Source organism: Methylobacterium sp. SyP6R (assembly GCF_019216885.1).
Lineage (GTDB): Bacteria > Pseudomonadota > Alphaproteobacteria > Rhizobiales > Beijerinckiaceae > Methylobacterium.
In genome coordinates, this window is sequence record NZ_JAAQRC020000001.1 from 4,067,021 (window position 1) to 4,090,787 (window position 23,767).

Annotated in this window: 24 protein-coding genes and 1 other RNA gene; 16 read left to right on the plus strand and 9 right to left on the minus strand. The window is 70.7% G+C overall.

Annotated features, from left to right (window positions below; genetic code table 11):
- Positions 1 to 26 precede the first annotated feature (26 nt).
- From HBB12_RS18705 to rcdA, 6 genes are all read left to right on the plus strand, one after another.
- A complete protein-coding gene (locus HBB12_RS18705) occupies positions 27 to 515 on the plus strand; it encodes a DUF29 domain-containing protein (RefSeq protein ID WP_236990724.1) in 489 nt (162 codons plus the stop codon).
- Positions 516 to 661: 146 nt separating this feature from the next.
- Entirely contained in the window at positions 662 to 1,189 is a 528-nt protein-coding gene (locus HBB12_RS18710) for a DUF29 domain-containing protein (protein WP_236990725.1), read from the plus strand.
- 10 nt (positions 1,190 to 1,199) lie between these two features.
- Positions 1,200 to 1,982 carry an imidazole glycerol phosphate synthase subunit HisF gene (gene hisF / locus HBB12_RS18715; RefSeq protein ID WP_203158668.1) on the plus strand — a complete coding sequence of 261 codons (783 nt, stop codon included), beginning with the start codon at positions 1,200 to 1,202 and terminating at the stop codon, positions 1,980 to 1,982.
- 96 nt (positions 1,983 to 2,078) lie between these two features.
- A complete protein-coding gene (locus HBB12_RS18720) occupies positions 2,079 to 2,402 on the plus strand; it encodes a phosphoribosyl-ATP diphosphatase (RefSeq protein WP_236990726.1) in 324 nt (107 codons plus the stop codon).
- A 26-nt stretch (positions 2,403 to 2,428) separates the two neighbouring features.
- A complete protein-coding gene (gene coaA / locus HBB12_RS18725) occupies positions 2,429 to 3,421 on the plus strand; it encodes a type I pantothenate kinase (protein WP_236992829.1) in 993 nt (330 codons plus the stop codon).
- An 856-nt stretch (positions 3,422 to 4,277) separates the two neighbouring features.
- Complete coding sequence (gene rcdA, locus HBB12_RS18730; protein ID WP_236990727.1) at positions 4,278 to 4,802, plus strand: protease adaptor protein RcdA; 525 nt, start codon at positions 4,278 to 4,280, stop codon at positions 4,800 to 4,802.
- A 128-nt stretch (positions 4,803 to 4,930) separates the two neighbouring features.
- Here the strand turns inward: rcdA and rpmE are convergent, their stop codons facing one another.
- Positions 4,931 to 5,167, minus strand: a complete 237-nt coding sequence (gene rpmE / locus HBB12_RS18735) for a 50S ribosomal protein L31 (protein ID WP_236992830.1) — start codon at positions 5,165 to 5,167, stop codon at positions 4,931 to 4,933.
- Positions 5,168 to 5,380: 213 nt separating this feature from the next.
- Here rpmE and HBB12_RS18740 point away from each other — a divergent pair, with 213 nt between their 5' ends.
- Positions 5,381 to 7,186: an ABC transporter transmembrane domain-containing protein gene (locus tag HBB12_RS18740; protein WP_236990728.1), complete on the plus strand. Its 1,806-nt coding sequence runs from the start codon at positions 5,381 to 5,383 to the stop codon at positions 7,184 to 7,186.
- Between the two features lie 585 nt (positions 7,187 to 7,771).
- Here HBB12_RS18740 and HBB12_RS18745 read toward each other — a convergent pair.
- From HBB12_RS18745 to ssrS, 5 genes are all read right to left on the minus strand, one after another.
- Positions 7,772 to 8,785 (minus strand): peptidoglycan -binding protein, encoded by a 1,014-nt coding sequence (locus tag HBB12_RS18745; protein WP_236990729.1) that lies wholly within the window; start codon positions 8,783 to 8,785, stop codon positions 7,772 to 7,774.
- 25 nt (positions 8,786 to 8,810) lie between these two features.
- The gene (locus HBB12_RS18750; protein ID WP_236990730.1) at positions 8,811 to 9,851 is read right to left on the minus strand and encodes a MotA/TolQ/ExbB proton channel family protein; all 1,041 of its coding nucleotides are present in this window, start codon (positions 9,849 to 9,851) and stop codon (positions 8,811 to 8,813) included.
- 118 nt (positions 9,852 to 9,969) lie between these two features.
- Positions 9,970 to 10,791 carry a TIGR00282 family metallophosphoesterase gene (locus HBB12_RS18755; RefSeq protein WP_203154019.1) on the minus strand — a complete coding sequence of 274 codons (822 nt, stop codon included), beginning with the start codon at positions 10,789 to 10,791 and terminating at the stop codon, positions 9,970 to 9,972.
- An 8-nt stretch (positions 10,792 to 10,799) separates the two neighbouring features.
- On the minus strand, positions 10,800 to 11,390 hold the full coding sequence (locus HBB12_RS18760) for a 5-formyltetrahydrofolate cyclo-ligase (RefSeq protein WP_236990731.1): 591 nt from the start codon (positions 11,388 to 11,390) through the stop codon (positions 10,800 to 10,802).
- A gap of 10 nt (positions 11,391 to 11,400) precedes the next feature.
- Positions 11,401 to 11,558, minus strand: a non-coding RNA gene (gene ssrS, locus HBB12_RS18765) — 6S RNA.
- Positions 11,559 to 11,879: 321 nt separating this feature from the next.
- Between ssrS and HBB12_RS18770 the strand changes: the two genes are divergently transcribed.
- Positions 11,880 to 12,299 carry an MAPEG family protein gene (locus HBB12_RS18770; protein ID WP_236990732.1) on the plus strand — a complete coding sequence of 140 codons (420 nt, stop codon included), beginning with the start codon at positions 11,880 to 11,882 and terminating at the stop codon, positions 12,297 to 12,299.
- 125 nt (positions 12,300 to 12,424) lie between these two features.
- Here the strand turns inward: HBB12_RS18770 and HBB12_RS18775 are convergent, their stop codons facing one another.
- Entirely contained in the window at positions 12,425 to 12,613 is a 189-nt protein-coding gene (locus tag HBB12_RS18775; RefSeq protein WP_236990733.1) for a hypothetical protein, read from the minus strand.
- A 111-nt stretch (positions 12,614 to 12,724) separates the two neighbouring features.
- On the opposite strand from HBB12_RS18775, the gene HBB12_RS18780 reads away from it, so the two are divergent.
- From HBB12_RS18780 to HBB12_RS18790, 3 genes are all read left to right on the plus strand, one after another.
- Positions 12,725 to 14,017, plus strand: coding sequence for an RsmB/NOP family class I SAM-dependent RNA methyltransferase (locus tag HBB12_RS18780; RefSeq protein ID WP_236990734.1), 1,293 nt, complete (start codon positions 12,725 to 12,727; stop codon positions 14,015 to 14,017).
- 237 nt (positions 14,018 to 14,254) lie between these two features.
- Positions 14,255 to 15,265, plus strand: coding sequence for an alpha/beta hydrolase (locus HBB12_RS18785; RefSeq protein WP_236990735.1), 1,011 nt, complete (start codon positions 14,255 to 14,257; stop codon positions 15,263 to 15,265).
- A gap of 106 nt (positions 15,266 to 15,371) precedes the next feature.
- Positions 15,372 to 16,307, plus strand: coding sequence for an alpha/beta fold hydrolase (locus tag HBB12_RS18790; RefSeq protein ID WP_236990736.1), 936 nt, complete (start codon positions 15,372 to 15,374; stop codon positions 16,305 to 16,307).
- A gap of 49 nt (positions 16,308 to 16,356) precedes the next feature.
- On the opposite strand, the gene HBB12_RS18795 is transcribed toward HBB12_RS18790, so the two are convergent.
- On the minus strand, positions 16,357 to 16,593 hold the full coding sequence (locus HBB12_RS18795) for a hypothetical protein (RefSeq protein ID WP_236990737.1): 237 nt from the start codon (positions 16,591 to 16,593) through the stop codon (positions 16,357 to 16,359).
- A gap of 141 nt (positions 16,594 to 16,734) precedes the next feature.
- Here HBB12_RS18795 and guaA point away from each other — a divergent pair, with 141 nt between their 5' ends.
- Together guaA and HBB12_RS18805 are read left to right on the plus strand one after the other, a co-directional pair.
- Positions 16,735 to 18,291, plus strand: coding sequence for a glutamine-hydrolyzing GMP synthase (guaA, locus tag HBB12_RS18800; RefSeq protein WP_236990738.1), 1,557 nt, complete (start codon positions 16,735 to 16,737; stop codon positions 18,289 to 18,291).
- A gap of 178 nt (positions 18,292 to 18,469) precedes the next feature.
- Entirely contained in the window at positions 18,470 to 20,512 is a 2,043-nt protein-coding gene (locus HBB12_RS18805) for a putative bifunctional diguanylate cyclase/phosphodiesterase (protein WP_236990739.1), read from the plus strand.
- A 37-nt stretch (positions 20,513 to 20,549) separates the two neighbouring features.
- Here the strand turns inward: HBB12_RS18805 and HBB12_RS18810 are convergent, their stop codons facing one another.
- Positions 20,550 to 21,569, minus strand: coding sequence for a TRAP transporter substrate-binding protein (locus tag HBB12_RS18810; RefSeq protein WP_236990740.1), 1,020 nt, complete (start codon positions 21,567 to 21,569; stop codon positions 20,550 to 20,552).
- Between the two features lie 283 nt (positions 21,570 to 21,852).
- Between HBB12_RS18810 and HBB12_RS18815 the strand changes: the two genes are divergently transcribed.
- The 3 genes from HBB12_RS18815 to HBB12_RS18825 all read left to right on the plus strand — a co-directional run bounded on the left by HBB12_RS18815 (position 21,853) and on the right by HBB12_RS18825 (position 23,766).
- Positions 21,853 to 22,596 (plus strand): lysophospholipid acyltransferase family protein, encoded by a 744-nt coding sequence (locus HBB12_RS18815; protein WP_236990741.1) that lies wholly within the window; start codon positions 21,853 to 21,855, stop codon positions 22,594 to 22,596.
- Positions 22,597 to 22,806: 210 nt separating this feature from the next.
- Positions 22,807 to 23,181, plus strand: coding sequence for a GCG_CRPN prefix-to-repeats domain-containing protein (locus HBB12_RS18820; RefSeq protein ID WP_236990742.1), 375 nt, complete (start codon positions 22,807 to 22,809; stop codon positions 23,179 to 23,181).
- Between the two features lie 156 nt (positions 23,182 to 23,337).
- Positions 23,338 to 23,766: a hypothetical protein gene (locus tag HBB12_RS18825; protein ID WP_236990743.1), complete on the plus strand. Its 429-nt coding sequence runs from the start codon at positions 23,338 to 23,340 to the stop codon at positions 23,764 to 23,766.
- The last annotated feature ends 1 nt before the right edge of the window (position 23,767 follow it).

Consider the following 23,767-nt stretch of genomic DNA (forward strand, 5'->3'; position numbering starts at 1 on the left):
CGGCTTATCCAGAGGCGTGAGACGACGTGACCGCCGCGACCCGTAAACCCAAGCCGGCTCCTGCTCGGCCAGCTCCCCCGCTGCCGATGACCGCCTATGCCGACGATATCTACGGCTGGGCGATGGAGCAGGCCGCCGCTCTGCGCACCGGCAACCTGTCAGTGCTCGACCGTGAGAACCTGGCCGAGGAGATCGAGAGCTTGGGCCGCTCTGAGTTCAATCGCCTCGTCAGCTTCTACGCGCTGGTCCAGCTTCACATGCTCAAGTGGCACCATCAGCCGAGCCATCGCTGCGCGAGTTGGGCCGTCTCGATCTCGACACATCGCAAGCATGTGAGCCTGACGATCGCCGACAACCCGAGCTTGAAGTCGCGTCTCGACGAAGCATTCGAGCGCGCCTATCTGCAGGCGCGGCACGATGCGATCCGTGAGACCGGCTTCGCTCCGGCAATATTTCCGATCGACTGTCCCTTCACGCGCGACGAGGCGATGTCACTCCCCTTCCTCTACGAGTAGAGCCAGCATCCCGTGCGCAAGACCCGCATCATCCCCTGCCTCGACGTCAAGGACGGCCGGATCGACTCGATGCAGGCGCCGATCGCCATCGCGCGGACGGCAGGCGCCCGGGCAGGTTGAGGCGGACGAGTTTGCCGCGTGATAGGATGGCGACGGCTTTCCGAAAGGCGTGTGACGACGTGACAGCCGTGACCCGTAAATCCAAGCCGGAGCCGGCGCGATCGACCTTGTGCCCGGCAACGGCTTATGCCGACGACATCTACGGCTGGGCGATGGAGCAGGCCGCAGCCTTGCGCGCCGGTGACCTCTCCGCTCTCGACCGCGAGCATCTGGCGGAGGAGATCGAGAGCTTGGGGCGCTCCGAACTGAGGAGCCTCGTCAGCGCCTGGCGGGTCGTATTGCTGCATATGCTGAAATTCGACCACCAGCCGGCGCGGCAGACGAGAAGCTGGGCACTGTCGATCCGCGACCAGCGCGACGAGGCGGCCGACATTCTCGCCGACAGCCCCGGCCTGAAAAGCCGGCTCGACGACGCGATGGCCCGCGCCTATCGCGGCGCGCGGGTCGATGCCGCGCGGGAGACCGGTCTCCCGCTGCGGACCTTTCCCGAGACATGTCCCTACACGCGCGCCGAGATGCTCACGCGCGACTTCCCCATCGACTCGAACTCCTGAAACGGCGCCCGTGCTCAAGACCCGCATCATCCCCTGCCTCGATGTCAAGGACGGCCGCGTCGTCAAGGGCGTCCAGTTCCTCGAACTGCGCGATGCCGGCGATCCGGTCGAGGCCGCCAAGGCCTATGACCGCGCAGGCGCCGACGAGCTCTGCTTCCTCGACATCACGGCGAGTCACGAGGCCCGCGGCATCCTGCTCGACGCGGTGAGCCGCACGGCGGAGGCCTGCTTCATGCCGCTCACCGTCGGCGGCGGGGTGCGCAAGGTCGAGGACATCCGCACCCTGCTGCTCGCCGGGGCCGACAAGGTCTCGATCAACACCGCGGCGGTGAACGACCCGGACCTCGTGGCACGCGCGGCGGAAAAGTTCGGCGCGCAATGCATCGTGGTGGCGATCGACGCCAAGCGCGTCTCCGGCGAGGGTGAGCCCGCCCGCTGGGAGATCTTCACCCATGGCGGGCGCAAGCCCACCGGGATCGACGCGATCGACTTCGCCCGGCTCGTGGCCGGGAAGGGGGCGGGCGAATTGCTCGTCACCTCGATGGACCGGGACGGGATGCGCTCCGGCTACGATATCGGGCTCACCCGGGCGATCAGCGACGCGGTGAACGTGCCGGTGATCGCGTCGGGCGGCGTCGGCGGCCTCGACGACCTCGTGGCCGGCGTGCGCGACGGCGGGGCGAGCGCGGTGCTCGCCGCCTCGATCTTCCATTTCGGCCAGCACACCGTGGCGGAGGCCAAGGCCCACATGGCGGCGGCCGGCCTCGCCATGCGGCTCGATCCGACGCCCTGATCGTCGGCAATCATCGCGGGACTTCGTCGGGCAAGCCGCTTGACCATCCGGCACGGCCGGCCCCAGGGTTCACCCGGAGACATCTATGGCAGCCGCATGACCGCCTTCACCCTCGCCGACCTCGACCGCATCGTCCGCGAGCGCGCCGCGGCCGCGCCGGAGGAATCCTACACCGCCAAGCTCGTCGCCGGCGGGCCGGCCCGGCCGGCGAAGAAGCTCGGCGAGGAGGCGGTCGAGGCCGCGATCGCCGCGGTGCAGGGCGACCGCGACGGGCTGACGGCGGAGGCGGCGGACGTGCTCTACCACCTGCTGGTGGTTCTCAGGGCCGCCGAGGTGCCGCTGGAGGCGGTGATGGCGGAACTGGAGCGGCGCACGGCCCAGAGCGGCATCGCCGAGAAGGCGGCAAGGAGGCCGGCATGAACGAGGCCGGCATCGACGGAGCCAGCATGCCCCCGACCCTCGGCGCGGCGGAACTGGCGGCGAGCCTCGACGAGGCGACCGACCACCTCTCGCCCTACCGGGTCTTCGCCCGCGAGGAATGGGCGCATTTACGTGCCGACACGCCGCTCACCCTCACGGCCGACGACGTGATGCGGCTGCAATCGCTCAACGACCCGATCTCGCTGGAAGAGGTCATCGCGATCTACCTGCCGCTGTCGCGGCTGCTCTCGCTCTACGTCGCGGCGACGCAGGGGCTGTTCAAGGCGACCCAGCGCTTCCTCCTCGCCGAGCGCGAGGTGAAGGTGCCCTACATCATCGGGGTCGCCGGCTCGGTCGCGGTCGGCAAGTCGACCACCGCCCGGGTGCTGAAGGCTTTGCTCGCCCGCTGGCCCAACACCCCGAAGGTCGACCTCGTCACCACCGACGGGTTCCTGCTGCCCAATGCCGAGCTGAACCGCCTCGGCCTGATGGAGCGCAAGGGCTTTCCGGAGAGCTACGACTCCCCGAAGCTGTTGCGCTTCCTCGCCGACATCAAGGCCGGCAAGCGCCACGTCGCCGCGCCGCTCTATTCCCACCTCGTCTACGACGTGGTGCCGGGGGAGACCACGGTGGTCGACCGGCCCGACATCCTGATCGTCGAGGGGCTGAACGTGCTGCAGCCCGCGCGCCTGCCGCGCGACGGCACCGCGATCCCGTTCGTCTCGGACTTCTTCGACTTCTCGGTCTATCTCGACGCCCACGAGGAAGACCTGCACCGCTGGTACGTCAACCGCTTCCTGCGCCTGCGCCATACCGCCTTCCGCGATCCGCTGTCGTATTTCCGCAAGTATGCGGAGATCAGCGAGGAGGAGGCGCTGGTCATCGCCGACGGGTTGTGGAACCGCATCAACCTCCTGAACCTGCGCGACAACATCGTGCCGACGCGCCAGCGCGCCAGCCTGATCCTCGCCAAGGGCGCGAGCCATCGCATCGAGAGCGTGGCGTTGCGGCGGTTGTAGGACGCGCCGCAGCACGTTTCATCGCCGTCGACCACAAATCTAGGCTTGTCCGGGACGCGGGCTCCCTTCCCCCTGCGGGCGGCCAAGGGCCACCCAGGCTTCGGCCGGTTTGCCGCGCCGGGCGTCGTTCGTCCTTTTCCCGGAACGGGAGGGACGGATGGAAGGGGTCGGCGGCGGGAACGCATCCGCTCCTGGCTGCGGACGCGCAGGACGAGGCGGTGCTGACTCGAGATCGTGTCTCGACCGCCGAACTGCTCCGGAATCACCGCCGGCGCGGCAGGGCATGCATCCGGACCGAAATTCGACCCGGACAGCTCTGCCGCCCGCGGGGAGAGAGGATGTGCGGCGCCTCGTTCTTGTCCCGCCGAGCCTCGCTCCTGTCGCAGCAGGCCGGATTCGGGCGCTCCTCGAGGCCCTTGAGGTTGCCGCATCGCCCGCGACGAACCGGTCTCCACGTCGTCGGGAAAGGCTCCAGCCGCCTGCGCCGGCACCGCTTTTCCGGTCTCGCCCCGCCAGCGTTAACCATTTTTTAAGCCTTCCAGGCGATAACCAAGGCGGTCCAGCTTTCTGGATGTCGAGTGGTCTCTGTCCACTCTGTTTGATGCCTCCCTGTACGACTCTTTCAGCCGCCCCCCGTGGGCGGCTTTCTTTTTTCCGCTCCCTTGCCGCCGTTCTCCGCGATTTTCCCGCTTTCCCCGGGATCGTCCATCCCCTGCCCGCGTTGACGTTAAGGTTAATCAATCGTTGACGGCGCGCGATCCGCGTCATGGCGCTATCGTTGCGCCAGACAGCCCGAGCGCACCGTGAATGTCCCGTAACGAAGCGGGACCGGCGTCGCGGTGGCACAGGAGGGATCATGGGCGTGATGGACGTGATGTTTCGGGACGAGCAGCCCACCGTGCGGTTCGGCGAGACCTTCGTGGCCTCCGAGAGCTTCAAGATGCTGTTTCGCGAGGGAATGACCCTGGTGGAGGAGACGGCGGCCTATCTCGACGGTCCCGGCCGCGACGAATCGCGCCTGCTCGCCCGCCACGCCGCCCTGACCTATGCCAGCGAGAGCATGCGGCTCACAACCCGGCTGATGCAGATCGCGTCCTGGCTCCTGGTGCAGCGCGCCGTGTCCGAGGGCGAGCTGAGCCTGAGCGAGGCCGCCGAGGAGAAGACCCGGGTTCGCCTTTCCACCACCGAGCCGAACGAGAGCGGCCCGGTCCTGATCGCCGAACTGCCGCTGTCGCTTCAGGCCCTGATCGCGCAGTCGAAGCGCCTGCATGCCCGCATCGTCCACCTCGATCGCTTGATCTCCGACGACCGCCCGACCCCGGAGCCTCGGGTGAGCCCGGTCTTCGCCCAGCACGACATGCTGCGCGTGGCCTTCGGCTGAAGGCCGGTGCAGGGGGGAGGGCGCGCCCCTCCCCGGTGCCCGGTGCGGCGAAAAACCCGGGAGATCCGGGCACGAAAAAAGCCCCGACCGCGAGGCCGGGGCTTTTTTCGTGCGAACGATGCCGCTGCTTACTTCTTGGTGAACGAGATACCGGCGAAGCGCGAGTTGAAGCGGGACAGGCGACCGCCGCGGTCCAGCAGCTTCTGCTCGCCGCCGGTCCAAGCCGGGTGCGTGTTCGGGTCGATGTCGAGGTTGAGGGTGTCGCCCTCCTTACCGTAGGTGGAGCGCGTCATGAACGAGCTGCCGTCGGTCAGCACCACCTTGATGAAGTGGTAGTCCGGGTGCTCGGTCGCCGTGCGGGCCACCTTGGGGGTCGCGACCGACTTGCCGGCGGGGACCGCCTGCTTGGCGGCGGGGGCTGCTTGCTTTGCCATGACGAATTCCTAGAGTGCGACCCGCGCCGAACGCTCCGCTTCGGGCCGCGGCCATTGATCGCGCGTAATCGGATGAGCGGCGGCCTATACCTCACCTCCGTGCGCCAAACAAGCGCCGGCACCCCGGACAGCACGACAGTTCAGATGGCACGTAACGACACCGCCCGTCCCCGCGCCTCCCTCGGGGCCCTGAAGCCCCTCATTCCCTTCGCGGCGCGCTACAAGGGCCGGATCGGCGCCGCGATCGTGGCGCTCGTCGCCGCCTCGGGCGCGACCCTGACGGTGCCGGTGGCGGTGCGCCGGGTGGTCGATCTCGGCTTCGCTCACGGCGAGGTCGGGATGATCGACGCCTATTTCGGCGGCCTGATCGGGGTGGTGGCGGTCCTCGCCGTCGCCAGCGCCGCCCGCTACTACTGCGTCGTGACGCTCGGCGAGCGGGTGGTGGCGGATTTGCGCGCCGCCGTGTTCTCCCGCCTCACCACCCTCGATCCCGCCTTCTTCGACCGGGCGCGCAGCGGCGAGCTGGTCTCGCGCCTGACCGCGGACGCCGCCCAGGTGAAGTCGGTCTTCGGGGTCTCGCTCTCGATCCTGCTGCGCAACCTGTTCCTGTTCGCCGGCGCGGTCGGGATGATGGTCTGGACCAGCCCCCGGCTCTCGGTGCTGGTGCTGGCGGCGATCCCGCTCATCGTCTTCCCGCTGATCCTGTCGGGCCGCGGCGTGCGACGCCGCTCGCGGGCCGCGCAGGACCGGCTCGCCGACGCCTCGGCCTTCGCCACCGAGGCGGTGGGGGCGGTGCGCACCATGCAGGCCTTCGGCATGGCGCCGGCCACCGCCGCCCGCTTCGCCGCGGCGTCCGAGGAGGCGTTCCTGGCCTCGCGCGGCTCGGCCCGGGCGCGGGCGCTGCTCACGGGCGTGGCGATCTTCCTGATCTCGGCCAGCGTCGTCGGCGTGCTGTGGTACGGCGCGCAAGGGGTGGCCGCCGGCACGATCTCGGCCGGGCAATTGTCGCAATTCGTGCTCTACGCGGTGTTCGGCGCGAGTGCGCTCGGCCAGCTCTCGGAGGTCTACGGCGAGTTGACGCTCGCCGCCGGTGCCGCCGAACGCCTGGGCGAGATCCTCGACACCGTGCCGGTCATCGCCGCGCCGGACCGGCCCCGCGCCCTGCCGGTGCCGCCGCGCGGCGAGATCGCCTTCGAGCATGTGCGCTTCCATTACCCGACCCGGCCCGAGCACGCGGCGCTCCACGATCTCAGCTTCACGGCGGCGCCGGGCGAGCGCGTGGCCCTCGTCGGGCCGTCGGGCGCCGGCAAAAGCACGGTGCTGCAACTGCTCCTGCGCTTCTACGATCCGGAATCCGGCGAGGTGCGGATCGACGGCGTGCCGGTCGACGCGGTCGAGCCCGAGGCCTTGCGCGCCCGCATGGCCCTGGTGCCGCAGGACCCGGTCGTGTTCAGCGGCAGCATCCTCGACAACATCCGCTACGGCCGGCCCGAGGCGGACCAGGCCGAGGTGGAGCGCGCAGCGACCCAGGCCCATGCCGACGGTTTCATCCGCGCCCTGCCGCAGGGTTACGCGACCCATGTCGGCGAGCGCGGCGTCACGCTCTCGGGCGGCCAGCGGCAGCGCATCGCCATCGCCCGGGCGATCCTCAAGGATGCCCCGGTCCTGCTCCTCGACGAGGCGACCTCGGCGCTCGACGCCGAGAGCGAGCGGGCGGTCCAGGCCGCCCTCGACGTGCTGATGAAGGGCCGCACCACCCTGGTCATCGCCCATCGCCTCGCCACCATCCGGGCCGCCGACCGCATCCTGGTGCTGGAGGACGGCCGCATCGCCGAGGAGGGCACCCACGACGCGCTACTGGCGCGTGGCGGGCTCTACGCCCAGCTGGCGGCATTGCAGTTCGGTGCCGGGGTCGACCTGGCGGGGGAGCGGCAGGTGGCGGAGGTGTGATACGAAATCCGGAAGAACACTTCCGGATTTCGTATCACCAGCCCGCGCGGCGCGTGAGCGAAGCCGATTTCCGCATCGCGAAGCGATCAGTCGGAAATCGTATGATACGGCTTCCGAAGATTCCTTCCGGACGCCGTATCACCAGGCCCGCGCGGTGAAGCCGTAGGCTTCACACGCCTGAGCGAAGCCGGTTTCCGCATCGCGAAGCGATCGATCGGAAGCCGTATGCGAGGCGCCTCGCCCGTTCCGGTAGGTCCTTCCCCCATCCCTCGACCTGATCCTGAGGTGTTGGCGACCGGAGATCGCGCTCCATCGGAGATGGACTGATCTCGAAGGGGGCTCCAGTTAGCCCTGAGACTTCTGGATCCCTCCTTCGAGGCTCCTTTCAGTCGCACCTCAGGATGAGGCCGCGGATGGGAGGAGGATGCAGATCGCGTTGCAGCGTGAGCCGTAATACCAACGGCCCGAGATGCTGACGCCTCGGGCGTTTGGCCCATCTCGAATCTTCGACACCAAGCCGGAGGCTTGGCGAAAATCCGAGAACGGGACCAATGGTCGTTTTCAACGACCGTCGGGATAATCCTGTCACCGCTCCGTCAGCTTCATCTCGATCCGACGGTTGCGGGCATAGGCCTCCTCGCTCGTCCCGGTGTCGAGGGGCTGGAACTCGCCGAAGGCGCCGGCGAGCAGGCGCTGGGGCGGGATGCCCTTGCCCACGAGGTACTGCACCACCGCGATGGCGCGGGCCGCCGACAGCGCCCAGTTCGACGGGAATTGCGAGGAGTTGATCGGCCGCGCATCGGTATGGCCGTCGACCCGCAGCACCCACGGGATGTCGGCCGGGATCTGGCGGTTGAGCTCCAGGATGGCGCTGGCGATCCGGTCGATCTCCGGCCCGGCCTCGGGCTTGAGCACCGCCTGGCCGGCGGAGAACAGCACCTCGGATTGCAGCACGAAGCGGTCGCCGACGATGCGGATGTCGGGGCGGTTGCCGAGGATCTGGCGCAGGCGCCCGAAGAAGTCCGAGCGGTAGCGCGCCAGTTCCTGCACGCGCTGCGCCAAAGCCACGTTGAGGCGGCTGCCGAGATCGGCGATGCGGGCCTGGCTCTCGCGGTCGCGGGTCTCGGACGCCGCGAGCGCATCCTCCAACGCTGCGAGCTGCTGGCGCATCGCGGAGATCTGCTGGTTCAGGAGATCGACCTGGCTGAGGGCGCGGGTGGTGGCGCCCTTCTCGGCATCGAGCTGGCGGCCGAGTTCCGCCGCCTTGCCTTCCGCGCCCTGGCCGCCGGCGAGCAGATCCTGCAGCCGTCGGCGCTCGGCTTCCGACCCTTGCAGGTTCGCCCGAAGTCCCGCGGCGCTGTCCTCCAGCGCACGCTTGCCGGAGCGCTCCAGCGCCAGGAGGTCGGTCAGCTCGGAGATCTGGCGGTTCAGCCGTTCCAGCACCGTGTCGCGGCCCGACAATTCCTGCGACAGGAAGAACTGGCCGGTGACGAAGATGGTGAGCAGGAAGACGACCGAGAGCAGCAGCGTCGTCAGCGCATCGACGTAGCCGGGCCAGACATTGAGGGCGCGGTCGCGCCGGACGAGGCGGCCGGCCATCAGGGTCTCACTCCACCTTCGTCTCTCACTCGACCTTCTCCCGGGCGAGGCGGTCGAGCACCTGCTTCAGCTCGCGCTCGCGGTTGGCCTGCGCCTCGACCCAGTCGCGGATCATCTGCTGCTCGGCCCGCATGTGCTGGACGAGGCCCTGGATGCCCTCGGCGAGGTTCGCCATCGCCTGGGTGCTGGCGCGGCCATGCGCCGTGCTGTCGCCGACCAGGGTGCCGAGCCGCGTCATCGCGTCGGCGATGTCCTTCAGCACCGCGTCGCCCTTCGGGGCGGGCTCGGGTGGGCGCGGCGGGGCGCTAGCGAGCGCGGCCGATGCCGGCACCGTGACGGGGACCGGAACGGGCGCCGGCGCCGGGCCCGCGGCGGTGACGAGCCAGTCTTCGAGTTCGTTGTAGAACCGGTTGTGGGCCTGCCCCGCCTGGAGGTCGAGGAAGCCGATCACGAGGGAGCCGGCGAGGCCGAACAGCGAGGCCGAGAAGGCGAGGCCTATTCCCGACAACGGCACCGCGAGGCCGCTCTTCAATTCGTCGAACATCACCGCCGCGTCGCCGCCGCCCGCCCGCATCGAGCGGATCACGCCGCCGACCGCCGAGAGCGTGTCGATCAGGCCCCAGAAGGTGCCCAAGAGGCCGAGCAGGATCAGGAGGCCGCCGATGTAGCGCAGGATCTCGCGCCCCTCGTCGAGCCGCGACGCCACGCTGTCGAGGAGCGGCTGGAACTGCCCTTGCGGGTGCGGCCGGCCGGCCCGCGCCTCCTGGAGCGCCGGCACCAGGGCGCCGAGCACCCGGGGGCTGCCGGGATCGGCGGCGCCGGTGGCGGTCCGGTTGGCGAAGCGCACCTCGCGGAAGAGGCGCTGCACCTGCCCGAACGCCATGATGATGGCGATCGAGGTCGCGCCGAGGATCAGGCCGTTGAGGCCCGGATTGGCCATGAAGGCCGGCACGATCTGGCGATAGAGCACGAAGGCCAGGAAGCCGGCCAGCGTCAGGAACACCGCCATGCGGATGAGGTAGATCCGCGGCGATGTCAGGGGAGGGGACGCTGCGCTCGCCGCCATCGCGGGCCGTACTCACTGTCGCGGGGCCATCCCCTGCCTCGCGTGGCGGGGGCCGCCGGCACTGTGCCGGGTGCGGCTTGGCCGATCAAGCCGGCCCGAGCCGGCGTCCCGGGGGTTTTCAATCCCAGTGCCGCGGCCAGGTTTCCTCGAGATGCGGCCCGAGGCGCACCGGGCTCACCCGCCGGGCGAGGCCGGTGGCATCGTCGGTCTCGACCGCGATGCCGCAGAGCGTGCCCTCGCCGGTCGCGGCTTCGAGCCGGCTGCCCGGGGTCTTCTGCAGGAAGCGGCGGACCGGCTCGTCCTTCTGCATGCCGAGGACCGAATCGTAGTCGCCGCACATGCCGACATCCGACATGTAGGCGGTGCCGCCCGGCAGGATGCGGTGGTCGGCGGTCGGGACGTGGGTGTGGGTGCCGACGACGAGGCTCGCACGCCCGTCGAGGAACCAGCCGAAGGCTTCCTTCTCGCTCGTCGCCTCGGCATGGACGTCGACGATCACCGCGTCGGCGGCGTCGCGCAACGGGCAGGCCGACAATTCGCGCTCGGCCGCCGCGAAGGGATCGTCGAGCGGATCGAGGAAGATCCGGCCCATCACGTTGACGACGAGGACCCGGGCGCCCGCCCGCGTCTCGACCACCGTGGCGCCGCGGCCCGGCGTGCCGGGCGGGTAGTTCGCCGGGCGCACCAGCCGGGGCTGGCGGGCGATGAACACCATCGCCTCGCGCTGGTCGAAGGAGTGGTTGCCGAGCGTCACCGCGTCGGCGCCGGCATTGATCAATTCGTCGCAGATGCTCTCGGTGATGCCGAAGCCGCCGGCGGCGTTCTCGCCGTTGATCACCACGCAATCGAGGCGCCAGCGCTCGCGCAAGGCCGGCAGGCGCTCGCTCACCGCCAGGCGGCCCGGCCTGCCGACGATGTCGCCGAGAAAGAGGAGGCGCATGGCGGGGTTCAGTCTCCGGTGGGGTGGATCAGGCCCGCCTCGGTCACGATGGCGTCGAGGGGCCGGTCGTGCGGGCCGTCCGGCACGAAGGGGGTTTCCTGGGCGGAAAACGCGATGCCGATGGCGAGCGCACGGACCGGCACGTCGAGGCGGGCCAGCGCCCGGTCGTAATAGCCCTTGCCGTAGCCGATGCGGTGTCCGCGCCGGTCGAAGGCCGCGAGCGGCACCAGCAGCACGCGGGGATCGACGATCCGCGCATCGGGCCCGGGCTCGCTCAGGCCGAAACCGCCGGGGCTAAGCGCGTCGCCCTCGGCCGTGAGGCGGAACACCAGCCCGTCGGGCGTGACTTGCGGCAGGGCCACGGCCTGTCCGCGGGCGCGCAAACGCGCGATCAGCGGCCGCACGTCGACCTCGCTGCGGATCGGCCAATAGGCCGAGACCACGTCGGCCTGCGCGATCTCGGGGAGGGACAGGACCGTCTCGGCGATGCGGCGGGAGGCGTCCTCGCGGGCCTCGACCGCCAGCCCGTCCCGCCGCGCGAGGGCGGCGTTCCGCAACGCGGCCTTGTCCGGGGAGGCGGGGGAAACGTCCGTCGTCATGTCAGTCCAGCGCGGAGCCACGAGAGCCGTTGGAGAATCGATCCCGGGAAACCTACGAAGTAGGTGGGCGCCGTTATGCCCCGGTCCACGGACCAGGGCAGTGACAGCTCCCGAGGGAGTCGATAAGGCCCCGGGGATATTGTCTCCTGACGAGAACCGCAGCCCCGCCGACCCCATGTAGCGTCGCCGGGGCGGTTGCGAAAGGGGGCGGATGGGGGGATTTGGGGCCGAGGGCTGAAGCGGAGAAGCGGGTGCATCCCGCACGGCCGCGGCGTCGAGAATGTCCCACCCGCGACCTCATCCTGAGATGCCGCGCAGCGGCCTCGGAGGAGGGCTCCAGACACCTCAGAGATCCCTGGAGCCCTCCTTCGAGGCTCCCTCCGGTCGCACCTGAGGATGAGGTCGCAAGTCGGGGTGTCTTTACCACGCGATCCGACGCAGGCCTCTCGAACAAAGATCGCAAACGCTCAACAAATCCCACAGGACCCCATGAGCCCGAAAGCCGTTCTCGCCCCCGTCTTCGTCCAGGTCCTGCTGACCCTTCTCCTGCTGCTCTGGACCGGGCGGGCACGCTTTGCCGCGGCGCGGGCCGGCGCCGTGACGCTTAAGGACATCTCGCTCGGCGAGCGCACCTGGCCGGCGCCGGTGCAGCAGGTCTCGAACGCCTTCGCCAACCAGTTCGAATTGCCGGTGCTGTTCTACGTCCTGACCGGGTTCGCGCTCGCGACGGGCAAGGCCGATCACCTCTTCGTCGGCCTCGCCTGGCTGTTCGTGCTGACCCGGATCGTCCATGCGGGGATCTACGTCACCGGCAACGTGGTGATCCGGCGCTTCCAGGCGTTTTTGGCCGGGGCGATCGTCCTGATGGCGATGTGGGGGATCTTCGCCGTCAGGATTCTCGTCGCTTGAAGCCGGCTTCTCGCCATCCCGGCGCGAGGAGGGTAAGGGGGCCATCCGTGTCTTTCACGAAACTCCCGATCACCGTCGTCGCGCGCCGAGGCGGCGTCGGCGCGGCGGGAGTTTCGCGAGGGCACTCAGTAGCGCGGGGCCCGCGGCGGCGGGCTGCCGTATTCGAGCTGCGTCTTGGCATCGTAGGGCCGGGGCGGCGGCGGGGTGAGGTCGACGGCGGGCGCCGCCGGGGCGGTGGCGCAGGCGCCGGCCGCCAGGGCGATCAGGCCGGCGAGACTCACGGCGAGGGCGGACGGGATGGGACGACGGATCATGCGAGCGGAACTCCGGCTCTGCGGGTGGAACGGTCAAGGTGTCGGGACGCGCCTAGCCGAAAGCTTGGCCGGGATGAGCCGGTCCCGCGGCACAAGCGTGGCGGTTTCGCGATGACCCCCGGCGCCCGTCTCTCCGCCGCCATCGAGGTCCTGGCCGATATCGCCGAGCGCCGCCGCCCGGTGGCCGATGCCCTGAAGGATTGGGGCCTCGCCCACCGCTTCGCCGGCTCCGGCGACCGGGCCACCATCGCCACCCTGGTCTACGATGCCTTGCGCCGGCGCGCCTCCGCCGCCTGGATCATGGGCGAGGAGACGCCCCGCGCCGCGCTGATCGGCTCGCTGCGGCTCCAGCGCGGCCTCGCGGCCCAGACGGTCGCCGGTCTGTTCACCGGCGAGCGCTTCGCGCCCGCCCCCCTCACCGAGGCCGAGCGGACGAGGCTCGAGACCGGGACGCTCAATGACGCTCCGGTCCACGTCGCCGGCGACGTGCCCGAATGGGTGGTGCCGTCGCTGGCGGCAGCGCTCGGCGACGATCTCCTGCCCGAATTGCGAGCGCTCGCCCGCCGTGCACCCCTCGACATCCGGGTCAACACCCTGAAGGCGACCCGCCAGGGCACCGCCGAGGCGCTGGCCCATCTCGCGCCCGAGCCGACGCCGCTCTCGCCGGACGGCCTGCGGGTGCCGCTGGGCGAGGACGGCCGCGGGCCGGCGCTCCACGTCGAGCCGGAATTCCTGGACGGCTGGTTCGAGATCCAGGACGAGGGCTCGCAGCTCGCCGCCCGCCTCTCCGGGGCGGATGCCGGCATGACCGTGATCGACCTCTGCGCCGGCGGCGGCGGAAAGACCCTGGCGCTCGCCGCCCTGATGAACAACGCGGGCCGGCTGATCGCCACCGACGGCGATCCGCGCCGCCTCGCGCCGATCCACGAGCGCCTGCGCCGGGCCGGCGCCACGGCCGAGATACGCACGCCGCGCGGCGGAAAAGGGCGCCCGGACGTGCTGACCGACCTCGACGGCACCGCCGACCTCGTCCTCGTCGATGCGCCCTGCACCGGCTCGGGCACCTGGCGGCGCAACCCGGATGCCAAGTGGCGCCTGCGCCCCGGCAGCCTCGCGACGCGGGTCGCCGAGCAGGAAGCGGTCCTCGACCGCGCCGCGCGGCTGGTGCGGCCGGGCGGGCGGATCGTGTACATCACCTGCTCGCTCCTGCCGGAGGAGAACGACGCGGCCGTGGCCGGGCTCGCAGGCCGGCGCGACGACATCGCGCCCCGGCCCCTCGACCTGCCCGACGCGGTCGCCGCCAAGGTCCGCCGCACCGCCCACGGCATCCAGATGAGCCCGGAGCGGACCGGCACCGACGGCTTCTACGTCGCGCTCCTGGAGCGCACCGGCGCTCACCCTTGAGACGCGCACGGGCCGGATCATCCCTGAGACGGGCGCGTCGCATCGCCAGGGATCGTGTCCCAGGGCGTGCCCGGTACTTTTCGGCCCGGTACTTTTCCGCCGTGCATTATCGGCAGCTTGGCTTATGCAGGGTGGACGAGGGGTCGTCCCGCGGCCGGCGAGCCTTGGCCTCGCGCGCTTTGGGGCATGGGTCTTCGGGATAGGGGTCGGGTCCTTCGGGCGTATCGGACGGTCGGCATGGCGCTGCATCGCAGGACGTTGCTCACGGGAACGGCCGCCCTCGCCCTCGCGCCCGCCGCCGCGCAGGAGCGGCCTGCGGGCCAGGACAAACCCCGGGAGACACCCTTGGGGCACGACGCACCGCCGGAGACCGCGCCCGGCGCCACCCTGGAGGTGATGCCGCTCTGGCCCGGCAGGCCGCCGGGGGGCGGCGGGCCCGGTCCGGACGGGCCGCGCTTCGACGAGAGCCGCGAGGGCGTGGTCACCGGCGTCGCCGAGCCCTGCCTGCTGGTGATGCGCCCGGCGCGGTCGACCGGGAGCGCGATGGTGATCGCCGCCGGCGGCGGCTACCGTCGCATCGATCTCGGCCACGAGGCGGTGCCGGTCGGGCGCTGGCTCAACAGCCTCGGCGTCACCGCCTTCGCGCTGGTCTACCGCCTGCCCGGCGAGGGCTGGGCGGCAGGGGCCGACGCGCCGATCCAGGACGCCCTGCGGGCGACGCGGCTGGTGCGGGCGCGGGCCCGGCGCTACGGCTACGAGCCGAACCGCGTCGGGGTGATGGGCTTCTCCGCCGGCGGCCACCTCATGGGCGCGGCCAGCACCCGCTTCACCGCGCCGCTCTACAAGCCCGTGGACGAGGACGATGCGGTCTCCGCCCGGCCCGACGTCGCGGCGCTGATCTACCCGGTCATCACCCTCAAACCCCCGTTCGACCGTACCTCGAGCCGCCGCGTCCTCGTCGGCGACAGCCCGACCCGGATCGCCACCGAGACCTACTCGGTCGAGACCCGCGTGCCGCCCGAGACCCCGCCGACCTTCCTGGCCCAGGCCGCCGACGATCCGATCGCGGTCGTCGACAACTCCCTCCTGATGTTCTCGGCTTTGCGGGCCGTCGAGGTGCCGGTGGAGATGCACCTGTTCGAGCGCGGCGGCCACGGCTTCAACCTCGGCGTGCCGGGGTCGCCCGCGGCGGCCTGGCCGGGCCTGTTCGCGACCTGGGCGAGGCGGCGCGGGTTCATCCGGCTGTGAGACACCGGATTTTCGAATGGAAGCGTCCATCAGACCAACCAAGGTCCATACTGGTTCTTCCAATCCCGATTGACACGGCGTCCGGCCGCGCCGCATCATCGCGGCCGTGACCGACCAGCTGCCCCCCGACCCGAACCTCTCCGCCCCCCTCGGCCACCTGGAGGGCGAGTCTCCGCCGGCCCCCGACTGGTTCCGGGACGCCGTCGCCGCCGCCCCCGAGATCGGCCGCGTGACGGTGAAGGGCGCGCGCCTCGAGACCTTCGCATGGGGGGAACGCGGGCGACCGGGGCTGATGCTGCTGCACGGCAACGGGGCCCATGCGGGCTGGTGGCGCTTCATCGCGCCTTATCTCGCGGACGGCTACCGGGTCGCGGCCCTGTCCTGGTCGGGCATGGGCGGCTCGGACTGGCGCGAGACGTACGACCTCGACACCTTCGCCGACGAGATCGAGGCGGTGGCGAAAGGCACCAGGCTGTTCGACGCCGGGATGCCGGTGATGGTGGGGCATTCCTTCGGCTGCTTCCCGATGCTGACCGAGGCGGGACGGGAATCCGGACGCTGGCGCGGCGCGGTGATCGTCGATCCGCCGATCTTCTCCCCCGAGCGCCGCACCGGCCGCCGGCGCGAGGACGGGCGCTACGCAGCCCATCGGATCTACCCGACCCTGGAGGCGGCTTTGGCGCGGTTCCGCTTCGCGCCGATGCAGCCCTGCGACGCGCTCTACATCGCCGATCTGATCGCCCGGGAATCGCTGAAAGAGGTGGCGGGCGGCTGGACCTGGCGCTTCGACCCGTCGCTCTGGGCCCGCCTCGCCCTGCCGGACCGGGCCGCGATGGTGAAAGGAGCCCGCTGTCCGCTGGCGCTCGTCACCGGTGCCCGCTCGGACCTGATGCGGCCGGCCGATGCGGCCTACGTGCAGGGCCTGCTGCCGCCGGGCTCGCCCCGGATCGACCTGCCGGAGGCCTATCACCACGTGATGGTCGACCAGCCGCTCGCCTTCGTGGCGGCGCTCCGGACGCTTCTGGCGCTCTGGCCGAACTGAAGAAGAGGGCGGCCCCGCGGGGCCGCCCTTCCGCAATCTCAGGCGTGGCTCAGTAGCAGCGGCGCACCTTGCGCACCACCACCCGGCCGAAGGGCCCGCGGGTGCGGGTCACCTGGACCGTGCAGCGCGGGCCGCGGCGGACCACCCGGCGGGTGACGTACTGCGCCTGCTCGATCGAGGCGACGGGCGCGACGCCGTGGCCGGGGGCGACCGGCATGGCCGAGGCCGGCGCGAGGCTGAGGCCCGTGGCGAGGGTGGCGGCGATCCCGAGGACGATGGCTCGCATGGCGAGGTTCCCTGTCTGGTGGGTTGGGGGCGCCTCACTCGCCGTTAGCGCCTGAACATCCGGTTAATGCCGTGGACGCACCATGGCCTTGCGGCTGCGGCGCGTTGCGCGGAGCTTGAGCCTCGTCTAACTCATCGTTCCATGACGACCGAGCACGACAAGATCCTCATCATCGATTTCGGCAGCCAGGTGACCCAGCTCATCGCCCGGAGGGTGCGTGAGGAGGGCGTCTATTCCGAGATTGTCCCGTTCCAGGCGGCCGAGGCGGCCTTCGCGGCGATGAAGCCGCGGGCGGTGATCCTGTCGGGCGGGCCGGAATCGGTCACGGTCGATTCCTCGCCGCGGGCGCCGCAAGCGGTGTTCGAGGCCGGCGTGCCGGTGCTCGGCATCTGCTACGGCGAGCAGACCATGGCGGCGCAGCTCGGCGGCGAGGTCGAGGGCGGCCACCATGCCGAGTTCGGCCGGGCCGAGGTCGAGATCATCGCCGACAGCGCGCTGTTCCGCGGCGTCTGGCATGTCGGCGAGAAGTATCCCGTCTGGATGAGCCACGGCGACCGGGTGACGAAGCTGCCCGACGGCTTCACCACCGTGGCGATCTCGCCCAACGCCCCCTTCGCGGCGGTGGCGGACGAGGATCGGAAATTCTACGCGGTGCAGTTCCACCCCGAGGTGGCCCACACCCCCCACGGCGCGCTGCTGATTCGCAACTTCGTGCGCGACATCGCCGGCTGCACCGGCGACTGGTCGATGGCCGCCTTCCGCGAGGAGGCGATCGAGCGGATCCGCGCCCAGGTCGGCGGCGCGAAGGTGCTGTGCGGCCTCTCCGGCGGCGTCGATTCGGCGGTGGCCGCGGTGCTGATCCACGAGGCGATCGGCGAGCAGCTGACCTGCGTCTTCGTCGATCACGGCCTCCTGCGCCAGGGCGAGGCCGAGGAGGTGGTGCGGCTGTTCCGCGACCACTACAACATCCCGCTGGTCCACGTCGAAGCCTCCGACCTGTTCCTCGGCGAGCTTTCCGGGGTCACCGACCCGGAGGTCAAGCGCAAGACGATCGGCCGCCTGTTCATCGACGTGTTCGAGGCCGAGGCGAAGAAGATCGGCGGGGCCGACTTCCTGGCGCAAGGAACCCTCTATCCCGACGTGATCGAGAGCGTATCCTTCACCGGCGGTCCGTCGGTCACGATCAAGAGCCACCACAATGTCGGCGGCTTGCCCGCCCGCATGAACATGAAGCTCGTCGAGCCCCTGCGCGAGCTGTTCAAGGACGAGGTCCGGGTGCTCGGCCGCGAGCTCGGCCTGCCCGAGGCCTTCGTCGGCCGCCACCCCTTCCCGGGGCCGGGCCTCGCCATCCGCTGCCCCGGCGAGATCACGGCCGAGAAGCTCGATGCCCTGCGCAAGGCCGACGCGATCTATCTCGAAGAAATCCGCAAGGCCGGGCTCTACGACACGATCTGGCAGGCCTTCGCGGTGATCCTGCCGGTCAAGACCGTCGGCGTGATGGGCGACGGGCGCACCTACGACCACGTCTGTGCGCTTCGCGCCGTCACCTCGGTCGACGGCATGACCGCGGATTTCTACCCCTTCGACATGGCGTTCCTGGGCCGGGTCGCGACCCGGATCATCAACGAGGTCAAGGGCATCAACCGGGTCACCTACGACATCACCTCCAAGCCTCCCGGCACGATCGAGTGGGAGTAGATCGGTTTCCGAACGATTCGTTCGGAAACCGAATCAGAGGGGCTGACGCCACACCGAACCCCGCGCCGGGGCATAGGCCGAGAATGCGACTCAACCTCCGGCAACAAATCGCATAGCGTACGCCTCGAACGAGGCGCGCACGCGGAAGCGGCCCGCGGCGCGATGGGGCTTTGTGGTGATGCGGAGTGAAGCGATCGCGGTCCGCGCGGAGGAACCTGATGCGGGCTCCGCCCTTCACGATGCCTGTTGCCGCCTCGTCTGGACCGCGACCGACCTGGCCTTCTGCCTCCTCGATCCGGCCGGGCGGGTCGTGGCCTGGAATCCGGGCGCCGAGCGCCTGACCGGCTTGCCCGGAGCCGAGGTGATCGGCCGCGCCTTCGCGTATGGCGAGACGCCCGAGGAATCGGCCGCCGCCCGCACGGCGGCGCTCGAGGCCGGACGCTACGAGACGGAAGGATGGTGGCCGCGGCGCGACGGCAGCCGGTTCCGCGCCCGCACCGTCATCGCGGCGGTGCGCGACGGCGACACCCTCGTCGGCTTCGCCCAGGTCATCCGCGACGCGACTCCGCAGGGGGAGGAGGGCGGCCAGTTCGAGGCGGTGGCCCTGATCCTCGACCTCGCCCTCTCGACCATGTCGCAGGGCCTGTGCCTGTTCGACGCCGACGGCAAGGTGCGGCTCCTCAACCAGCGCTTCTTCACGATGTTCGCCGTGGCAGGCGGGCGCGACCTCGTCGGGATGCCGATCGAGGCATTGTGGGCCCTCGCCTTCGCGAGGCCGGATGCCGGGGAGGGCGCGGGCGTCGCCCTGCTCGCCGGGCACGAGGCCTCGCTCGCCCGCGGCGAGACGGTCGTGGTGCCGACGCCGGACGGCCGCGCGATCGCGGTCGTGCGCCGGGGCGTCCCGGGCGGGGCATTCGTCGTCACCTTCGAGGACGTCACACGCCAGCGCGAGGCCGAGCTGGAGATCAGCCGGCTCGCCCACCACGACGCGCTCACCGGTCTGGCCAACCGGGCGATGCTGTGGCGGTGCCTGCGCGAGAGTGCCGAGGGCGAATCGCTGCCGGCCGGCACCGCGCTGCTGTTCCTCGACCTCGACGGCTTCAAGGCCGTCAACGATGATCTCGGGCACCAGGCGGGCGACGCGCTCCTCCAGCAGGTGGCCGAGCGCCTGCGCCGGGCCATGCCGCAGGCCGGACTCGCCGCCCGGTTCGGCGGCGACGAGTTCGCCCTGCTGCTTCCGGGGGCGGCCGGCCAACTTGCGGTGTCCCTCGCCGAGGGGCTCCTGATCGAGCTCGCCCGGCCCTACGCGATCGAGGGCCAGCGGCCGCGCCACGTCACGGCCAGCATCGGCATCGCCTTCGCGGAGGACGCGACCACCCCCGATGCGATCCTGCATCAGGCCGATTGTGCGCTCTACGCCGCCAAGGGCGCCGGCAAGGCCGCCTGGCGCCCCTTCACTCCGGAGCTGGAGACCGAGCGCAGCGACGAGGAGCGTCTCGAGCAGGACCTGCGGCATGCCATTGCGGCCGGCCAGCTCGGCGTCGCCTATCAGCCGCTCATCGGCCTCGCGCACGGCGCGGTCACCGCCCGGGAGGCGTTGCTGCGCTGGACCCATCCGGGTCGCGGCCCGGTCCCGCCGCGAAAGTTCATCCCGCTCGCCGAGAAGTCGGACCTGATCCGGACGCTCGGCCTGTGGGTGCTCGACCGCGCCTGCCGCGACGCTGCCGCCTGGCCCGACCAGGCCCGGATCTGCGTCAACGTCTCGGTGCGCCAGCTCGGCGACGGCAGCCTGCCGCGGGCGGTGCAGGAAATCCTGGCGCGGACCGGCCTGGTTCCCCGGCGCCTCGAACTCGAGATCACCGAGACGGTGCTGAGCAACACCGCCGAAGGCATCGTCGACGACCTGCAGCTCCTGCACGCCATGGGCGTGCGCATCTCGCTGGACGATTTCGGCGTCGGCTCCTCGTCCCTCAGCCGCCTGCGCGCGTTTCCGTTCGATCGCATCAAGCTCGACGCCTCGTTCGTGCGCGACGCCGTCGAGCGGCCGGATTGCCGGGCGATCGTCGGCGTCGTGGCCGAGCTCGGCCGGCGCCTCGGGATCGAGACGGTGGCGGAGGGCATCGAGACGCCGGCCCAGCTCGCCGTGGTGCACGAGGAGGGGTTTACGGAAGGGCAGGGCTACCTGTTCGGCCGCGCCATCATCACGGCCCCGGCGGCGTGAGTCGCCGGGCGCCGCTCATATCGAACGTGCCCTTGGATCAGGCGATCTGGCCGGTATGCTTCTCGAGCAGCGCCCAGGCGTCGTCGCCGAACTTGCCCTTCCATTCCTTGTAGAAGCCGGCCGATTGCAGCTTGGCCTGGAACGCCTTGGTGTCGACGTCGCGGATGTCGAGGCCGCGGGTCTTCAGGTCCTGCTCGGTCGTGCCCGCGCGCTGGGCCATGTCCGCACGCTGCGCCACGGCTTGCGTGTTGAAGTGCTTGGCGATCACGGTCTTCACGTCCTGCGGCAGGCCGCGCCAGATCTTGCCGTTCGACAGGAGCCAGAAGCCGTCCCACATGTGGTTGGTCTTCGAGAGGTACTTCTGCACCTCGTAGAGCTTGGCGGTGTCGATCAGCGTCAGCGGGTTCTCCTGGCCCTCGGCGATCTTGGTCTGCAGCGCCGAATATACCTCCGCGAAGTTGATCGTCATCGGGGCGGCGTCGAAGGCCTTGAACATCGATGTCCACATCGGGCTCGGCGGGACCCGGATCTTGAAGCCCTTGAAGTCCTCCGGCTTCAGGATCGGCCGGGTCGACGAGGTGGTCTGGCGGAAGCCGTTCTCCCAGATGCGGTCGAAGGCGTAGAGGCCCGACTTCTCGATCTGCGCCCGCACATGGGCGCCGAGATCGCCGTCCATCGCCGGCCACAGCTTGTCGTAGGAATTCCAGGCGAAGCCGACGCCGCTGATCGAGGCCGCCGGAACCAGGGTGGCGAGGATCAGGGGCGAGAGGGTGAAGAATTCCAGCGCGCCGGAGCGCAGCTGGCTCAGCATGTCGGTGTCGCCGCCGAGCTGGTTGTTGGGAAACAGCTTGATGTCGACCTTGCCGCCGGTCTCCTCGCGGATCCCGTCCGCGGCCTTGGTCATGTAGACCGTGAGGGGGTGGCTGATCGGGGTGTTGTTGGCGGCCTTCAGGCTGAACTCGGCCGCGTGCGCCCGGGTGATGCGCAGCACCGCCGGGCCCGCGACGGCGCCGGCGACGGCGAGATGGAGCGCGCGGCGGCGCGTGAGCGTGGTCATGGCTTCCTCCGTGGAAGGCCCGGTCGTCCGGGCCGGCAGTTTTCCCGCATCTCTCGCGCGGGTCCGTCGTGGCTTAAAGCACGTTTTTTGCGCTCCGACATCCGCCGCGCGGACCCCGCCGCGCCGTTTGTCCGGCCGCACCGTTGACCCGGTGCGCGCCGCTGGCAATCGCCGTTACGCGGGCGCCGAAATGCTCTAAGGAGGGCACCTCCCCGTCACGCGGGCGGCGCGCGATCTTCTCGCGGGATCGGCGCCGGCCCGGAAGGTTCGCTTTTCCCCCGTCATGCCGCTCGTCCGCTCGATCCTGTTCACCGTCGCCTTCTATCTCGTCACCACGGCCTTCCTGATCGGCGGCCTGCCGACCCTGGCAAGCCGGCGCAGCGTGGTGTGGCTCGCCCAGACCTGGGGCCGCGTGACCCTCGCGCTGCTCGAGGCCATCGTCGGCCTGCGGGTCGAGTTCCGCGGGCTGGAGCATCGGCCGGCCGGCGGGGTGCTGGTCGCCGCCAAGCACCAGTCCGCCCTCGAGACCCTGGCCCTCGTCACGGTGCTCGACGACTTCACCTACATCCTCAAGCGCGAGCTGATGTGGCTGCCGCTCTTCGGCTGGTACCTCGCCCGCAGCGAGATGGTGGCGATCGACCGCTCGAAGGGCTCGCGGGCGCTGGCGCTGATGAACGAGGAGGCCGCCGCCGCCATGGCCGACGGCCGCCGCCTGATCATCTTCCCCGAAGGCACGCGCCGGGCGGTCGGCGCCCCCCCGGCCTACAAGTACGGGGTCGTGCACATGTACGACCGTCTCGGCGTGCCGTGCCTGCCGGTGGCCCTCAATACCGGGGTGTTCTGGGGCCGGCGCCGCCTGACCTACCGGCCCGGCACGGCGGTGATCGAGTTCCTTCCCGTGATCCCGCCGGGCCTGCCGCGGGACGCGTTCCATGCCGAGTTGCAGGAGCGGATCGAGACCGCCTCGGACGCCCTGGTGCGTGAGGCGGAGGGGGCCGGTGCGGCGCGCGACGCGGTCCGGCGCTAGGGGACACGGCGTCGTTGCTCGGATGAGGCCGGTCTTCCGAGGGTGAAGCCGGCGACCATACGGGCCGGTCTCTCCAGCCTCCGTGCGGTATCGAACGAAGCGCAAGCACAGCCGTAGACGGGCTGTGCGCACCGAACATGAACTCTTCGTAACCTCGAAACGATTTCCCCATCTCGTGCATTTCATGGGCCTCACGAACAGGAGGCCATGATGCGTTGGACAATGGCTGCAGGCGCCGCGATCCTGTCTCTCGGCGCCCTGGCGGGCACGGCGACGACCGCGGAAGCGCGGGACGGCTGCGGTCCCGGATTCCATCGGAACTGGCGCGGCTGGTGCCGCCCGAACGTCTGGGGCCCCCGGGTCTATTACGCCCCGGTCGTCGGCTACCGGACGGTCGTCGTCGGCCCGCGCTGGGGCTACGGCTGGCGCCGTGCCGGCTGGCATCGGCCTTGGGGCTACCGGCCTTGGGGCTATGGCGGCTGGCACCGGGCCGGCTGGCACCGTCCCTGGGGCTATGGCGGCGGCTGGCACCGTGCCGGTTGGGGTGGCGGCTGGGGCCATCACGGCTGGCACCACCGCTGGTGAATGAGCGTGCGGCGGCCGGGTTCTCGGCCGCCGCACCCCGTTCTCCTGCCGCGGGACGGACCCGGCCCTTGAACCCCGCTCAGCCCTCGCCAGATCTCGTGCACTGCGATCGTTCGCGCTTGACGGACGTCTGGAATCGGAACTAGGCTGGAACAAATGGCGAACAAGCGAGCCCTGTCCTGGTCGGTGGCGATGCGGGACATCCAGAACGACCGCGCGAGGAGAATGGACGTGCGTGAGGAGCGCCTGAGAACGACCACGGGTCTGCGCGGCACCCCGGCCCTGCCGCTGAGCGCCTGGCGCGGCCGTTCCGGCCGCCGCTACGTGGTGGGGATCCATGCCCTCGACGACGATCCGGCGGCGGTCGGCGATGCGGTGGTGATCGCGGTGCGCCGGGGCGGCGACGGTACCGCGGAACTGGTGGCGGTGGCCGCGGCCGGCGAGACCCCGCGCGAGCGCCTCGCCCGCGGCTGGCTCACCCGCGCCCGGGCTCGCGGCGCGACCGAGATGCACGTCCACCGCCTGGCCGAGGATGCCGCGGCGCGCCGTGCCGTGGTGGCGGATCTCGGCGGCGCGTCGGCGTGAG